Source organism: Corallococcus sp. M7 (assembly GCF_054512695.1).
Genome location: NZ_CM137252.1, coordinates 823,936 through 836,060, shown reverse-complemented (window position 1 = coordinate 836,060; position 12,125 = coordinate 823,936). Strand labels below are relative to the sequence as shown.

Annotated in this window: 12 protein-coding genes; 7 read left to right on the top strand and 5 right to left on the bottom strand. The window is 70.0% G+C overall.

The window, feature by feature from the left end; all coding sequences use genetic code 11:
• Nucleotides 1–141 precede the first annotated feature (141 nt).
• On the top strand, nt 142–378 hold the full coding sequence (locus ACX114_RS03545; protein WP_014393541.1) for a hypothetical protein: 237 nt from the start codon (nt 142–144) through the stop codon (nt 376–378).
• A gap of 109 nt (nt 379–487) precedes the next feature.
• On the top strand, nt 488–1,279 hold the full coding sequence (locus tag ACX114_RS03540; RefSeq protein WP_459294704.1) for an FRG domain-containing protein: 792 nt from the start codon (nt 488–490) through the stop codon (nt 1,277–1,279).
• Here the strand turns inward: ACX114_RS03540 and ACX114_RS03535 are convergent.
• Genes ACX114_RS03535 through ACX114_RS03525 form a run of 3 tightly spaced genes read right to left on the bottom strand, consistent with a single transcriptional unit; the run spans nt 1,236 to nt 2,746 of the window.
• Nucleotides 1,236–1,736, bottom strand: a complete 501-nt coding sequence (locus tag ACX114_RS03535) for a hypothetical protein (RefSeq protein ID WP_459294702.1) — start codon at nt 1,734–1,736, stop codon at nt 1,236–1,238. The genes ACX114_RS03540 and ACX114_RS03535 overlap by 44 nt on opposite strands.
• Nucleotides 1,737–1,781: 45 nt before the next feature.
• The gene (locus tag ACX114_RS03530; RefSeq protein WP_459294700.1) at nt 1,782–2,531 is read right to left on the bottom strand and encodes a hypothetical protein; all 750 of its coding nucleotides are present in this window, start codon (nt 2,529–2,531) and stop codon (nt 1,782–1,784) included.
• A 44-nt stretch (nt 2,532–2,575) separates the two neighbouring features.
• A complete protein-coding gene (locus tag ACX114_RS03525) occupies nt 2,576–2,746 on the bottom strand; it encodes a hypothetical protein (RefSeq protein WP_459294698.1) in 171 nt (56 codons plus the stop codon).
• Between the two features lie 194 nt (nt 2,747–2,940).
• Between ACX114_RS03525 and ACX114_RS03520 the strand changes: the two genes are divergently transcribed.
• The 4 genes from ACX114_RS03520 (at nt 2,941) to ACX114_RS03505 (ending at nt 6,685) form a co-directional block, all read left to right on the top strand.
• Nucleotides 2,941–3,105 carry a hypothetical protein gene (locus ACX114_RS03520; RefSeq protein WP_459294696.1) on the top strand — a complete coding sequence of 55 codons (165 nt, stop codon included), beginning with the start codon at nt 2,941–2,943 and terminating at the stop codon, nt 3,103–3,105.
• Nucleotides 3,106–3,116: 11 nt separating this feature from the next.
• Nucleotides 3,117–4,928 (top strand): acyl-CoA dehydrogenase, encoded by a 1,812-nt coding sequence (locus tag ACX114_RS03515; protein WP_459294694.1) that lies wholly within the window; start codon nt 3,117–3,119, stop codon nt 4,926–4,928.
• A gap of 1 nt (nt 4,929) precedes the next feature.
• Nucleotides 4,930–5,739, top strand: coding sequence for a hypothetical protein (locus ACX114_RS03510; RefSeq protein WP_459294692.1), 810 nt, complete (start codon nt 4,930–4,932; stop codon nt 5,737–5,739).
• A gap of 94 nt (nt 5,740–5,833) precedes the next feature.
• Nucleotides 5,834–6,685 carry a hypothetical protein gene (locus ACX114_RS03505; RefSeq protein WP_459294690.1) on the top strand — a complete coding sequence of 284 codons (852 nt, stop codon included), beginning with the start codon at nt 5,834–5,836 and terminating at the stop codon, nt 6,683–6,685.
• Nucleotides 6,686–6,807: 122 nt separating this feature from the next.
• Here ACX114_RS03505 and ACX114_RS03500 read toward each other — a convergent pair whose 3' ends face one another.
• Nucleotides 6,808–9,024, bottom strand: a complete 2,217-nt coding sequence (locus ACX114_RS03500; protein ID WP_459294688.1) for a M4 family metallopeptidase — start codon at nt 9,022–9,024, stop codon at nt 6,808–6,810.
• Between the two features lie 258 nt (nt 9,025–9,282).
• On the opposite strand from ACX114_RS03500, the gene ACX114_RS03495 reads away from it, so the two are divergent.
• Entirely contained in the window at nt 9,283–10,479 is a 1,197-nt protein-coding gene (locus tag ACX114_RS03495) for a DUF1615 domain-containing protein (protein ID WP_459294686.1), read from the top strand.
• Nucleotides 10,480–10,497: 18 nt separating this feature from the next.
• Here ACX114_RS03495 and ACX114_RS03490 read toward each other — a convergent pair whose 3' ends face one another.
• Nucleotides 10,498–12,114 (bottom strand): fibronectin type III domain-containing protein, encoded by a 1,617-nt coding sequence (locus ACX114_RS03490; protein WP_459294684.1) that lies wholly within the window; start codon nt 12,112–12,114, stop codon nt 10,498–10,500.
• Nucleotides 12,115–12,125: the final 11 nt, after the last annotated feature.

Sequence of the window (12,125 nt, the reverse complement as noted above, 5' to 3'; positions counted from 1 at the left end):
TCACACCCACACGGTCTTCTGCTGGCAGCGATGAGACGGGGTGCAAGCGTTCAGTGTCCGGGTGATGGACCGCCGGGAATGACGCGACGCACCAGTCAGTAGAGGGAATCAGCACCCACGAGGGGGGCTAGAGAGAACCCAATGCCTTGTCCACAGCCGCGTCCCACCAAGTTCCACCTCCCGCTGCGGGCCGATACCTTCTCCATCGAGGAGCACCGCAACGTCCACTGCCGCTTCTACGGCGGCTGCATCGACGTGGCGGTCCGTCAGGACTGGGAGAGCTTCACCTGCGCCAAGTGCCCCCTGTTCCAACAGGACAAGGCGCCAGGCGCCAGTTCGTTTGCCTTCACGCAGCCCGCGAACTTCGGGCAGCCGTAGGCGCCTTTGTTTCAGGCTCTGTGATTGAACCGACCGGGCGTCCTGGACGCCCGGCCCCTGCGCTCCAGAAGGACCGGGCCCACCTTGTCAGGCGGCGAGGGGACAGCGGATGCAGGAGCGGCACGTCACATCCTGGTTGGAGTTGCAGGACCTGCTGTTCGCGGGCTCATGGAACGAGCCGCTGGGCCGGTTCCGCACGAGCTTCGTGTTCCGGGGCGTTCCGGACGCGACGCTGGATTTGACGGCGACGCTGAACCGCCAGGGGGCGTTCGTGCGGTTGGAGCGGGACCTGCTGCGGGCCTTCCGCAAGTACGCGCGAGGCGTGCCAGGCACGGAGCGGCTGACGTCCATCTGGGACTGGCTGGCGCTGGCGCAGCATCACGGGATGCCGACGCGGCTGTTGGATTGGACGTTCAGTCCCTACGTGGCGCTGCACTTCATGACGGAGCGCATGGACCTGCTGGAGCAGGACGGCGCGGTCTGGTGCGTGGACTATCACCAGACGAACCAGCAGTTGCCCCGGCCGCTGCGTGAGCAGTTGCGGCTGGAGGGCGCGGACGTGTTCACCGCGGAGATGCTGGCCACGGTGGCGGGAGACCTGACGACGTTCGACGGGCTGGGGGAGCACCCGTTCGTGTTGTTCTTCGAGCCGCCGTCGCTGGATGCGCGCATCGTGAACCAGTTCGCGCTGTTCTCGGTGATGAACGGGCCGGGGCTGAGCCTGAACGAGTTCCTGGGGCACCAGCACCAGGGCGTGCGCCGGCTGGTGGTGCCGGCGAAGCTCAAGTGGGAGATCCGGGACAAGCTCGACCAGGCGAACATCACCGAGCGGGTCCTCTTCCCCGGCCTGGACGGCCTCAGCCGCTGGCTGCGCCGCTACTACGCTCCGCGTCCCCGGTAGGAGCAGGAACCTGAGGCTCCGGCGCGGGCGGTGGGGCCTCCAGCGGAGGCGGCTGAGCATCCGGCTCAGGCGGAGGAACCGCGAAGGAAGCGTCTCCCGCCGGAGGAGGGGCCTTCGCGAGCACCTCTCCCTGGGGAGTGACCGCATAGGCATCCCAGGCATCAAGAACCCGGATGCGTGGCCCTCCACACCGTCTGAAGTCCTGGTGTACCGCGACGAAGTAGAGGCCCTGGGTGGATCCGGTGAAGACGGCGACCGTCAGGCCCTGCTCCGGGCTGGAACAGCCCTGGAACAACGTGGGGTCGGGGTTCGTGCGGATGAACTCCCGTATCGCGCCAGCGGCGGCCACCGCGGCCCCGGCCTCCATGGGCTGTCCCACGAGCGTGGCGGACGTCTCGTCGGGCCACTCGATGGGCGTCGCCCACGCCTTCGGCTTCGCGGCGCATCCCGCGAGCACCGCGATGCATCCTGCCGCCACAACCCTGCCCCTCATCGATGCTCCCTATTCACGCAGCAGCCGCAACGACCCATTCGTGCACCGGGGCACCGCCCCCAGGTGGCTCTGTGTCGGCGCGCAGGTGCCCAGGAGGATCCACCTTCGCCGCCGTTCACTCCATTGTTCGACCTCGCCCGTGGGAAAATAGCGCAGGTAGACCCGGGAGCCGTCCATGCGCTCCGCGACCAGGGCGGAAGCCATCTCGATTGCCAGGTTCTTGAAGAGGGCGGGCGCGGGATTGCCAGGGACGAGGCGCACCACCGCCATGGCCGTCAGTGGATCAATCGCATCCGTCGGCCAGGCCATGAGGTCCACCGACGAGGGAGGGCTGCCACACGGATGATTGTGGATGAACCCGACCACCCAGACCTGCGAGGCCGGGTTATCCGCATCCTGGACCTGCTGAGGCGCGGAGCAGCGACTGTGGCTTCCACGAACCGGCTCGGACACGCGCCAGGACAAGGCCTCTCGCCCGCCTGCGACATAGACGGTCGCGCAGTACTCCGTGGACAACCCCTGGATGGGCCGCAGCGTCGCGGGGTCGCACGTTCGAGCACCTGGACGCTTGAGGAAGGCGTCCGCCACATCCCGTATCAGGCCGATGGGGATGGAGTTGTCCCCCGCGGGCATCTCGACCGCGGGCACTTCCGCCCAGGGGCCGCGACCGGTCCTCGCATCCGCGAACGGGGTGGGAGCAGGCGCCGAGGCGGCGCATCCCACCAGCAACCCCAGCAATGACAACAGCGCGAATCGCACGGTGCGGCATCCTCGCATCCACGCGAGGAAAGCACCTCACGCTTTCACGCGTGCACGGGTTCGCGACGTGACGCCGCGCGCTCCGCGTCCTCCCTTGCCCACCGCGCGTCGTCCTCGCGCGCGTTCTTGTGCGCGAGCGCTCCCCCCACGATGACCCCACCTATCACCAGCATCATCACCAGGATTCCGACCACCAGCGCGCCGACGATGAGCATCTGAACCACCTCCACCTCCAACGATGCGTCGCGCCCGCCCCTCCCGCAGGCCTGAGCCGACACGCCCTGCGGGACCTTGTCTCCCTGTCCGTCCCCACCCGTGTCTGCGACCCCGGGGCCCCCCGCCTGGCAATGGACAGACATGGGACGCACCTTTGCCAGAGAGCCGCGACACCCCACATGGAGGTGCGCCAATGCCAGACACCACCGGCATCCAACGCCCCAGCCCCCCAACCCCTCCCTGGAAGCCCAAGCCCTCGCTGCCCCCGCCCGCCCCGCGCCCGGACGCGGCGCCTCCCGCGTCCGGAGGTGAGCGCCCACCGCACGACGACTTCGACGACCCCATCGCGTCCTGGTAGGGAACCAGGGCATGAGCGTGCCCCGCCCCAACCCCCTGCTGTCGGACCGCGACGTGGACTTCCAGCTCTACGAAGCGCTGGACACCGCCGCCCTCTGCGCGCTGCCCGCCTTCCAGGAGCACTCGCGCGACACCTTCGCGCTCCTCCTGGACAGCACCCGCCGCTTCGCCCGCGAGGTGCTCGCCCCCACCTACCGGCCCATGGACGCCGCCCCGCCCGTCTTCGAAGACGGCCGCGTGCGCGTCCACCCGGCCATGCGCTCGCTCTATGCCGGCATGGTCGACCTGGGCCTGCTCACCGCCACCCGCCCTCCCGACGTCGGCGGCCAGCAGCTCCCGCTCACCGTGCACGCCGTGGCCAGCGCCTACCTCATGGCCGCCAACCTCAGCGCCTATGGCTACCTGGGCCTCACGATTGGCGCCGCGCACCTGCTGGAGGTCTTCGGCACGCCCTTCCTGCGCGACACCTTCATGGCCCGGCTGTACCGCGGCGAGTGGACCGGCACCATGGCCCTCACCGAGCCCCAGGCCGGCAGCAGCCTCGCGGACGTGAAGACGCGCGCCACCCCCGCGCCGGACGGCTCCTACCGGCTCCAGGGCTCGAAAATCTTCATCAGCGGCGGCGACCAGGACTTCACCGACAACGTCGTGCACCTCACCCTCGCCCGCATGGAGGGCGCGGAGGGCGGCACGCGCGGCGTGTCCCTCTTCGCCGTGCCCGCGAAGCGGCCCCAGGGGGACACCTTCGTCCCCAACGACGTCCAGGTGGCCGGCGTCATCCACAAGATTGGCTGGCGCGGCCTGCCCAGCCTCGTCCTCAACTTCGGCGAAGCCAATGACTGTCACGGCTGGCTCGTGGGCCAGCCCGGACGCGGGCTCGCGTGCATGTTCCAGATGATGAACGAGGCGCGCATCATGGTGGGCCTCAACGGCGTCTCCACCGCCGCCGTCGCCTACCAGGAGTCGCTCGCCTACGCGCGAGAGCGCCCCCAGGGCCGCCCCGCCGGCATCCGCGACACCACGCGCGCCCAGTCCCCCATCATCGAGCACGCGGACGTGCGGCGCATGCTGCTGCGCCAGAAGGCCATCGTCGAGGGCGGCCTCGCGCTCCTGCTCACCACCTCCACGCAGGCGGACCTGGCCCACCACGCCCCGGATGAAGCCACGCGCAAGCGCGCGCAGCTGCTCCTGGACCTGCTCACGCCCATCGCCAAGACGTTCCCCGCGGAGAAGGGCTTCGAGTCCAACGCGCTCGCGCTCCAGATCCACGGCGGCTACGGCTACTCCAGCGAGTACCTCCCGGAAGCGTGGCTGCGCGACCAGAAGCTCAACAGCATCCACGAGGGCACCACCGGCATCCAGGGCCTGGACCTGCTCGGCCGCAAGGCGGTGGCGGAGGGCGGTGCCGCGCTCCAGGCGCTCGACGAGGAGATGCGCGCCACCACCGCCCGCGCCCGCGCCGCGGGCGTGGAGTCCGCATGGAGCGATGCCTTGGAGGACGCGCTCCAGCAGGCCGCGTCCCTCACGCTGGAATTGGGAGCGCGAGGCATGGCGGGCGAAGTGGACGTGATGCTCCGCCACAGCACGGACTTCCTGGAGCTCTTCAGCGTGGTGGCCGTGGCATGGCGCTGGCTCGCGCAGGCCGCCGCCGCGAAGGAGGGCCTCGCCCGCGCGCCCTCACCGGAGGACACCGCCTTCTACGAGGGCAAGCTCGCCGCCGCGCAGTACTGGTTCGCGGTGGAGGTGCCGCGCGTGCCGCTGCTCGCCCACCTGTGCCGCACGGGCGAGGACTCCTACGCGCGCATGCGTCCGGACTGGTTCTGACATGTCCGTCTCCTTCCACCTGTGCCAGCCCGGGAAGGGCGCTTCATGCGGCGCCTGCTGCGGCCTCTACAACTTCCGGGACCACTCGCGCGCGGCGCTGACCCGCAGGCTCACCACGCAGACGGAGCGGCTCTCCCGCACGCCCCACACGCCCGAGGCCTACGCCGAGGCCGCGCGCGAGCTCACCGCGAACCGGGACGCCCCCGCGCTCTTCCCCATCGTGCGGGTGTGTCCCCTCCTGGGCTTCCTGGACGCGGAGCACCAGCGCGTGGGTTGCCTGGGCCACCCACTGGTGACGGGAGGCACGGACCTGCGCGACTGCGGCGTCTACCGTGCCACCATCTGCGAGACGTTCACCTGTCCGTCCTTCGGCTGGCTCACCGACGCCCAGGCCCGGCTGGTCCAGGCCGCGTGCGCGGACTGGTACCTCTACGGGCTCGTCATCACCGACGTGGAGTTCGTGCGCGGCTGCCTGAAGCTCCTCGAGTGGGAGCTGGGAGGTCCCGCGTCCCCGGAGCTCCTGCGCGAGCGCCCCGAATCGCTCGCCGCCGTGCGCCGCCTCTTCGCCCTCAAGGAGACGGCGCCCGGCCGCGACGGGCAGGCCACCGTGTTCGGCCGCTTCACCCACGACACGGAAGGCGAACCCACCCCGCGCTCGCTCGACTACGCGGCGCTGGGCACGCGCGCCGCCCCCGAGGACGACGTGGTGCTGTGCCTGGGCTACACGCCCTCGGATGCGACAGAGCTGCTCGCCGCCAGGGCGCTGGTGCGCGAGCACGTGCGCGACGTGGCCGCCACGTTCCCCGCTTAGGCCTCCGCCATCCAGAAGCCAACACCCCGCCGCACGTTGGACGCTTGCAACGGCAGGGGGTCGTCCGCAGGTTCGCCTGCGGGAGGGTTGGCGGATGGGTGGACGTTGGATGTGGTTGGGGATGGTGGGGCTGTGCTCGCTCGCTTCCGGCTGTCAGGAGGCTGACACCGCGGACGCGGTGCCAACGGCACCGGCGACGATGCAGTCCCGAGACTCCGCGAGCGGCGGACTGATGGTGCCGGCCACGCCCGCGCTGGCGCAAGACACGGTGGACGGCAACCGCGCCCCCAGCGGCGACGCGCTGCCCACGGCGAACGCGCAGGTGCCTCCAGACACGGCGCCGCCTCCGCCCGGTGCCCGGCCGCTGCCAGGCCCCCGCGTCAACGAGCCCGCGCAGGGCACCACGGCGCAGGCTCCGGTCCGTCGGAACACCCAGGCGAACCCGAACGCCCAACAAGCGAATGCGCAGCAGCGGCCTCCGCAGGCCGCCCCGGCGAACCCGAACGCCCAGCAGGCGAACGCGAACGCCCGGCGGCAGGCCCAGGCCAACCCGGACGGCACGCCCGTGACGCAAGCGCCCGCCGAGGGCCGCGTGATGATTGGCGCCCAGGCCGTGCAGGCCAGCGAGGACGAGTCCTGGTACGAGGGCGCGGCCAAGGCGGCGCAGGCGGCGGTGACGGACACCTCCGCCAACCGGCCGCTGGAGCAGGTCATCATCGCGTCCAGCACGGTGAGCGGCCGGGTGACGCGCGTGGGCAGGAACACCCTGCACGTGCGCGACGGTGAAGGCACCGTCTACGAGCTCCAGCTCGACCAGCGCAGCCGCGGCCTGCGCCAGGGCCAGCGCGTGCCCCTCAAGGAAATCCAGGAGGGCACCCCGGTGCGCGCCCAGTTCGTCCTCATGGGCGGCCGCACCGTCGCGCGCGACGTGCAGGTGCGGCGCTAGCCCGCTCGCTGCTTCCAACGCCTGAAACGACGACACCCGGGAAGCCTCGAGGGCTCCCCGGGTGCCTGTCTTCGTCCCGGGCTCCCTTCACGCGAAGGGAGCCGGGATGGATGCGGATGCGACTACCAGACCGCCTTGAGCGTCACGCCCGAGTAGGCGCTGTAGCCACGCAGCTTCACGTAGTACTTGCCCTGGGTCGTCTTGGTGATGCTGCACGACTCGTTGTTGCCGGAGGTGTACGGACGGCAGTCGTACGTGGAGGTCGTCGGCGAGGAGCCGAAGCGCACGTACATGTCCGAGTCACCCGTGCCACCCGAGGTGGAGAACGTGACCCGCTTGTTCGCCGGCACGTCCACGGTGATCCACTCGTTGGTGAAGGAGCCGGAGGCGCCGGAGATGCCCGTCACCGGGACGTTGTTCTGCAGCACGTTGCCGCCACCGCCACCGCCGGTGGTGTAGGAGCCCTTCAGCGACACGCCCGAGTACGTGGAGTAGGCGTTCAGCATCACGTAGTACGTGCCCGCCTGGATGTTGGTGATGGTGCACGTCTCCGCGTTGCCGGACTGGTACGGACGGCAGTCGTAGGTGGACGAGTCCGGCACCGCGCCGAACTTCACGTACAGGTCCGCGTCACCCGTGCCACCGGAGATGGTGAACGACAGGGCCGTGGCGCCCGAGGGGACCACCAGCGAGTAGTACTTGTTGTTGCCCGTGCTGTCCGCCACCGTCACCGCGGTGCCGTTGGTCAGCGGGGTGGAGGTCGGGGGCGGCACCGTCACGCCCACGCCCACCGCTTCCCAGGCGGCCGTCACGGCAGCCTGCGTGGCGGCGTCGTAGCCCAGGTCCGCGGCGGCCTGGACGGTCCAGGTCTTCGCCTGGACGAACGTGGTGCTCGCCGTGAAGAGGTCGGTGTTGGCCTTGTACCAGATGCGGGCGGCCTTCTCGACGCCGATGGCCGGCACGTTGATGCTGCTGCGGCCGCGCGGGTGCACGCCACCCTTGGAGAGCAGCGCGAACGCCAGGTTCGGCACGCCGGAGCTGTAGTGCACGTCCGTGCCGGACGTCACGTTGGGCGCCCAGTCCTTGGACACGCCGTCCTTCGCCGGGTCGTCCATGTAGCGCAAGGCGTCGTTCGCCGTGCCCGGCGTCCACACGTCCTCGCCCACCATCCAGATGGCCGCGGCCGTGCTCCAGCCGTTCACGCGGCTCTCGCAGACGGCGCCGAACGTGTCGGACATCGCCTCGTTGAGGCCGCCGGACTGGCCGGAGTACGTGAGGTTGGACTCGTACTCCGTCACGGCGTGGGTCAGCTCGTGGACGGTGACGTCCGCGTCCTTGCCCAGCTCGATGGAGTTCACGCCGTCGCCATCGCCGTACACCATCTGGGTGCCGTCCCAGTAGGCGTTCACGTAGTTGGTGCTGTAGTGCACCGTGCTGATGAGCGTCGCGCCCGCGTTGTTCAGCGAGTCGCGGTTGAACAGCGTCTTGTAGCAGTCGTAGGTGTAGCCCAGCATGTCGTAGTTGGTGTCGACATGCGAGTCACCGGTGGCCGCGCCGCCCTCGCTGCGCTTGAGCGTGCCCGGGGTGCTGGTGCCGTTGTTCGCGCTGTACACCTTGCGGTTGAGCGCGGAGTGGATCTGCGGCGCGCGCAGCACGATGGAGCCGTCCTGGGCGCTCACGTAGACGCGGTCGCGCAGCGGCATCAGGTCGTTCTCACCCGTCACCGTCACTTCGTACGCCAGGCGCAGCGCGCCTTCCTCGGTGCGCACGTACACCAGGCGGGGAGCACCCTGGGCCTCCAGGCCCGTGCCCACCGTCGCGCTCAGCGCGGCGTCACGCGCGGACGAGGCCGCGATGCGCGGCAGCGCCGACACGTTCAGGCCGTCGCGCGCGGAGCCGTTGGCGCGGAACACGGTGCCGTCCGGGCGCACGTGCACCACCAGCTCACCGCCGATGACCTCCAGGCCGTTCTTCGTCTGCGTGAAGCGCAGGTGCTGGTTGCCCTGCTCGTCGGTGCTCGACTTGCGCAGCACCATGTCGTCCGGGTTCAGCCGGAACGCCGGGGCCACGCCCGCGATCGCCTGGCGGCTCGCGTCCAGCGTGTTCAGCGTCCGCGCCACGCGGCCCAGCTCGCCCTGGATGCTGTCCGGGATGCCGTCCGCGTGCACGCCCACCACCTGGGCGCCGCCGAGCGCGTTCAGCGAACTCTGGATGTCCTCGCCCGACCTCTCCTGCTCAGGCGCCTGAACCTCTTCCCCCGAGGAACCCTGCGTACCGCACGCCGTCAGAGCCACGCCCAGCCAGGCCGCGCCAATCGTCTTCAACAGTCGATGAGCCAACGCGATACCTCCATGAAGAAACAGCGGGATGATACGTGACACACTTGAAATCATCAGAGCAACTTCTTTTTGGAGAAAGTACGTTTAGCCACTTTCGCCAGCCCCTCCGATCAAGCCCAAAGAACCTGAATTGCCGTTCTGTAAAATTTCAACAGGATTGCGGCTCTTCACCGGCTCTCGGGAGGGAACGGACCTGCCTCCGGGATGTCTCAAAAAATGTTTCATGAGACGGGTGGAAGGATGAATCAGGGGGCTGACATGACGCGGAACGCCGGACGCCGGTGGCCAGGAGGGCTGTGCGTGGGGGTGCTGCTGGCGCTCACGGCCTGCGCGTCCCGGGCGCCGGTGGTGACACAGGTGCCAGCACCGCCCACGTTGTCGGTGGCGCAGGTGGCGCGGCTGCTGCCCGCGAAGGTGAAGGGGGCGGAGCGCGAGGGCTGGGCGGGCGACGTGCTGGCGGCGCTGGACGCGGAGTCGATTCCCGCCGCGGCACCAGAGGTGTGTCAGGTGCTGGCCGTCATCGAACAGGAGTCCGGCTTCCAGGCGGACCCCGCGGTGCCGGGGCTGCCCAAGATGGTGCGTCAGAAGCTGGACAGCACCGCGGGACGGCTGGACCCCGTGGGGCGGCGGCTGCTGGAGGACGTCCTGGCGGCGAAGCCGAAGGGGGCGAAGCGCACCTTCGGGGCGCGGCTGGACACGCTGCGCACGGAGCGGGACCTGGACCGGCTCTTCCGGGACATGCTGGCGTACTACGAGGAGGAGTATCCGGCGGCGTACGCGGCCGCGGACCTGGCCAGCTCGCTGTTCGGTCCGTCCTCGTTCGCGGGGCAGAACCCCGTCACCACCGCGGGCTCCATGCAGGTCAGCGTGCGCTACGCGGTGGAGAAGGCGGGCCCGGACGCGGATCCGGTGGCGGTGCGCGAGTCGCTCTACACGCGCGCGGGCGGCGTGCGCTACGGCACCGCCCGGCTCCTGGGCTTCGAGGCCGCGTACGACGCACCGCTCTACCGCTTCGCGGACTACAACAGCGGCGTCTACAGCTCGCGCAACGCGGCGCTCCAGGCCCAGGTCAGCCGGCTCACCGGCATCGCCCTGGCGACCGACGGCGACCTCCAACTGTACGACAAGGACGGTGAGCCGCGCGGCGAGGACAGCCAGAGCCTCAAGGCGCTGCTGCTCTTCCGTGAGCGCTACGCGCCGGACCTGAGCGAGCGCCGGGTGCGCCGGGACGTGGAGGAGGAGAAGTCAGCGGACTTCGAGAAGACGGACACGTACCTGGCGGTGAAGCGCGTGTACGCGAACCGGACGGGACAGGCGCCCGCCTACGCCCAGCTTCCGCAGGTGACGCTCAAGAGCGTGAAGCTGAGCGGGGAGCGCTCCACCGCGTGGTTCGCGAAGTCAGTGGACGCCCGCTACCAGCAGTGCATGACCCGCCACCGCCAGCCTGCGCGGTAGCGGGCCTCCTCGCCGGGACTACGGCGTGGTGAAGACGGCGCTGAACGTGTCCGCGCTGAAGGTGGGCAGCAGCTCCGCGGTGACGTACGGGGCGCGCGAGGGCTCGTAGTTCGGCGAGCTGTCCGCCGCCACGCGCAAGTAGTAGGTCGTCCCGGGCAGCAGCAGGCCCGGCGGCAGGCGGACCTGGGTCCGGTCACCGGGCACGTAGAAGCGGAACGTCGGGTTGGCCGCGTAGGTGTCGATCAGCTGGATGACGGACACGGTGTAGTGCCGGGGCGTGCCCATGACCGGGGCCCGCCAGTCGATGACCGGCTGGTTGGAGCCCACGACGCGCGACACATAGGCATCCACGCCGTCGATGCGCAGATCCCGCGGCGGCGAGACGGGCGGCTGGATGGGGCCGGCGATGAGGTGGTCCAGCCGGTCGGTGACGTAGATGTTGCCGCTGGGATAGTGGAGCCGGCTCCCCACGGCGACGGGCGTCGCGGACCGGAACGAATAGCCGACGGAACCAATCACGCCCCAGTTGGACGGATAGGGATTGCCGTAGGCGAGCCGGCTCGCGACGACGCCCGTCTCGCCGCGCGGCAGCCACATGTTGAAGAGCTCGCCCTGGTAGCCCACCCAGCCGGACTGATAGCCGAACGGCGCGGGCACCAGCGACAGCGAGGGATAGTTGAGGGTGCCGCTGGGGTTCGCGTCCGAGCGCCAACGGGCGAACTCGTTCAGGCGCCATTCCATGGAGAAGGGCGTCTGCGGCACGGGCGACAACGTGGCCTCGATCGGCAGCGAGGTGGTGCCGTCCGGCGTGAACGAGAACGACGGCAGGTGCGCGCTGTTCACCACGGACTGGTACGCCAGGGTCCCGCCGCTCGGCAGCGTGCCGGCCTGCACGGAGTTGAACTGGTTCACGTAGATGCGGTCGCCCTTCGACGCATCCAGGACGGGCGCCCCGTAGCCGGTGCTGAAGTACGCGTAGGCGTTCGGGTCGATGACGGACGTGTCACCGGCCTGAGCCCACAGGTACGTCGTGCTGTAGAGGTCCACGTCCGCGCTGATGAGCTGCACGGAGCTGCCCGGCTCGGAGAGGGACGTGTAGTCCTGCCAGGGCGCAAGGTTGAAGAGCTCCGCCGACATGGGGGACTCGGTGACGGGCACGTAGACGGCGTCCGGCCGGCCAATGCGGTTGACGCCCAGGTCGAAGCGGCGCTCGCGCGTCAGGAAGTAGTGCCGGCTCGAGCGCAGGAAGTACTCACCGTCCGGAACGTTGTCGAAGCGCATGCCCCCCGCCACCGGCGTGCCGGTGTACCGGTCGAAGGAGACGCCGTTGGGAACGAGGATCTCCAGGTCACGGCCGGCCAGGTTCTGGGGAACGACCGTCACCCCGGCGGCGGAGTGGAACCGCGTGTCCGCCGTCACCAGCACGGACGTGCCCGCGTCCACCGGGCCGGTCCCCGCGTCGGGCTCACCACAGCCCGGCAGCATGTCCTCGTTGGCGATGACCGCCGTCCCCTCGCGGGGGTCCATGGCGATTTCGGGAGGGTTCACCTCCTCGGAGGGAGGCGCGGCATCCCCGCAGCCCAGCCAGGCCGCGCAGGTGGGGACGAGCAACAACGACAGACGTCGCAAGGACATGATGGGCCTTC

Coding starts and splice junctions, on each gene's coding strand:
- ACX114_RS03545 (WP_014393541.1), top strand. CDS start 142: ATGCCTTGTCCACAGCCGCGTCCCACCAAGTTCCACCTCCCGCTGCGG.
- ACX114_RS03540 (WP_459294704.1), top strand. CDS start 488: ATGCAGGAGCGGCACGTCACATCCTGGTTGGAGTTGCAGGACCTGCTG.
- ACX114_RS03525 (WP_459294698.1), bottom strand. CDS start 2,746: ATGCTCATCGTCGGCGCGCTGGTGGTCGGAATCCTGGTGATGATGCTG.
- ACX114_RS03520 (WP_459294696.1), top strand. CDS start 2,941: ATGCCAGACACCACCGGCATCCAACGCCCCAGCCCCCCAACCCCTCCC.
- ACX114_RS03515 (WP_459294694.1), top strand. CDS start 3,117: ATGAGCGTGCCCCGCCCCAACCCCCTGCTGTCGGACCGCGACGTGGAC.
- ACX114_RS03510 (WP_459294692.1), top strand. CDS start 4,930: ATGTCCGTCTCCTTCCACCTGTGCCAGCCCGGGAAGGGCGCTTCATGC.
- ACX114_RS03505 (WP_459294690.1), top strand. CDS start 5,834: ATGGGTGGACGTTGGATGTGGTTGGGGATGGTGGGGCTGTGCTCGCTC.
- ACX114_RS03495 (WP_459294686.1), top strand. CDS start 9,283: ATGACGCGGAACGCCGGACGCCGGTGGCCAGGAGGGCTGTGCGTGGGG.
- ACX114_RS03490 (WP_459294684.1), bottom strand. CDS start 12,114: ATGTCCTTGCGACGTCTGTCGTTGTTGCTCGTCCCCACCTGCGCGGCC.